The organism is Corynebacterium sp. (genome assembly GCF_012837295.1).
In the GTDB taxonomy this organism is placed as follows: Bacteria; Actinomycetota; Actinomycetes; order Mycobacteriales; family Mycobacteriaceae; genus Corynebacterium.
In genome coordinates this window covers 1-2,395 of record NZ_DURI01000088.1, presented here as the reverse complement: position 1 = coordinate 2,395, position 2,395 = coordinate 1, and the positions used below count along the sequence as shown (strand labels likewise).

Below are 2,395 nucleotides of genomic sequence, written 5' to 3'. Positions count from 1 at the left end.
GGCGTCGTGGAGGAGGACATCCGGCCGCAGACAGTCGGCATCTACACCTCCCTGCCCGCCGACGGCGACGCCGGCGCGGCCATCGCCGCCGGCCTGAACGTCGACATGGAGATCGACAGCCGGTACACGTCGAAGCCGACGATCATCAAGTACATCGTCATGTGGATCGGCCTGCTGCTGGCCCTGGTGTCGTTGTGGACGCTGTGGCGCATCGACAAGGTCGACGGCTCGTCGCCGACGCCGTGGCTGCGCAAGGATGCCTGGCGCCTGCGCCCGCTCGACGCGCTCGTCGGCTTCATCCTCATCGTGTGGCACTTCATCGGCGCGAACACCTCCGATGACGGCTACATCTTCACCATGGCCCGCGTCTCCGACGAATCCGGGTACATGGCCAACTACTACCGCTGGTTCGGCGCCCCCGAATCTCCCTTCGGCGCCCCGTACTACGACCTGCTGGCGCTGATGGTCAAGGTGTCCACGGCGTCGGTGTGGATGCGCCTGCCCGCGCTGATCGCCGGCCTGGCGATTTGGTTCGTGCTTTCCCGCCTGATCATCCCGCGCCTGGGCCGGGACATCGCCGAGCGCCGCGTGGCCTACTGGTCCGCCGCCGGCGTCCTGCTCGCGTTCTGGCTGCCGTACAACAACGGCCTGCGCCCCGAGCCGGTCGTCGCCCTGGGCGCCCTGCTGACGTGGGTGTTCATCGAGCGCGCCATCCTGACCCGCCGCCTGTTCCCGGCCGCCCTCGGCGTCGTCGTCGCCACGCTGTCGCTGAGCTGCGGCCCCACCGGCCTTATGGCCGTCGCCGCGCTGCTGGCCGGTCTGCCCGTGCTGGTCCGCATCGTCGTGGAGCGCCACAAGGCCCTCGGCGGCGGCGTCGCGGCACCGCTGATGCAGACCATGCCGTTCCTGGCCGCGGGCACCGCGATCCTCATCGCGGTCTTCGGCGACCAGACCCTGGCTTCCGTGCTGGAGTCCATCCGCGTGCGCGGCGCCATCGGCCCGTCGATGCCCTGGTACGAGGAGCCCATCCGCTACTACTGGATGATCCTCCAGTCGGTCGACGGTTCCTTCACCCGACGCTTCGCAGTGCTGGCCGCGCTGATGGCGCTGGCCATCACCGTCGCCGCGCTGCTGCGCCACCGCACGGTCCCCGGCGCCCTGGCCGCGCCGTCGATGCGCCTGGTGTTCATGTACGTGGGCACCATGTTCTTCCTGACCTTCACGCCGACCAAGTGGACCCACCACTTCGGCGTGTACGCCGGCATCGGCGCCGCGCTGGCCGCGCTGGCCGCCATGGCGATCTCGCACTGGGCCGTCGGCTCGCGCCGCAACCAGGTGCTCTTCGCCGGCGCGTCGATCTTCCTGCTGGCGTTCTCGCTGATGGGCATCAACGGCTGGTGGTACGTGTCGGCCTACGGTGTGCCGTGGTTCGACAAGACCGTCCAGTTCCGCGGCGTCGAGGCCGGCAACATCGTCATGGTCATCGCGCTGCTCACCCTCGCCGCCGGCGCCGTGCTGCAGTTCGTGCAGGAGTTCCGCGGCAAGGACCGCAAGCCCTCGACGCTGGCGGCGCGCCTGCGCCTGGGCACCGTCGCGGCCTCGCCATTCGCGGTGGTGTCCTTCATGGTGGTCATCTTCTCGGTGCTCAGCCTGGGCAAGGGCTTCGTCTCCCAGTACCCGGCCTACTCGGTCGGCCTGGGCAACCTGCGCGCCATGACGGGCCAGACCTGCAACCTGGCCGAGGACGTCCTCATGGAGACCGATCCGAACCAGGGCTTCCTGACCCCGGTCGGCGGCGCGGCACTGGGCGACTCCCTCGACCCGGAGGACAACGCCCGCGGCTTCACCCCGAACGGCCTGCCGTCGGAGATGACCGCCGACGCGGTGTGGGTCAACGACGGCCAGTCGAACACCGACCGCAGCGAGAACCCGGATTCCAACTGGGTATCCGGCGGCGAGGGTGCGTCGACGGAGGGCGGCTTCGAGGCCGAGGCCGGCGTCAACGAGTCCCGCGTGACGCTGCCGTTCGACCTCGACAGCGAACGCATCCCCGTGCTGGGCTCCTACAGCGAGGACGTCCAGGTCCCGGGCTCGCTGGAGACGTCCTGGTACGAGCTGCCAGAGCGCTCCGAGTCGCACCCGCTGCTGGTGGTTTCGGCCGCCGGCCGCATCTACCACCACGACATCAACGGCGTTGAGCAGGAGGGCCAGTCGCTGATGGCTCAGTACGGCCAGTGGAACGGTTCCGAGTGGATCACGCTGCACGAAGCCGAGCCGATGGACATCGGCCCCGCCCCGACGTGGCGCAACCTGCGCTTCCCCACGGCCGACATCCCGGCCGAGGCCACCGCGGTGCGCCTGGTGGTCAAGGACGAGAACCTGGCCAAGGGCGAGT

At 69.6% G+C, this 2,395-nt stretch carries 1 protein-coding gene; it reads left to right on the top strand.

Going from position 1 to position 2,395, the window contains the following annotated elements; translation table 11 throughout:
- Positions 1-2,395 (top strand): arabinosyltransferase domain-containing protein (locus GX015_RS02930; protein ID WP_291342680.1); only part of this gene is annotated, 2,395 nt, incomplete at both ends.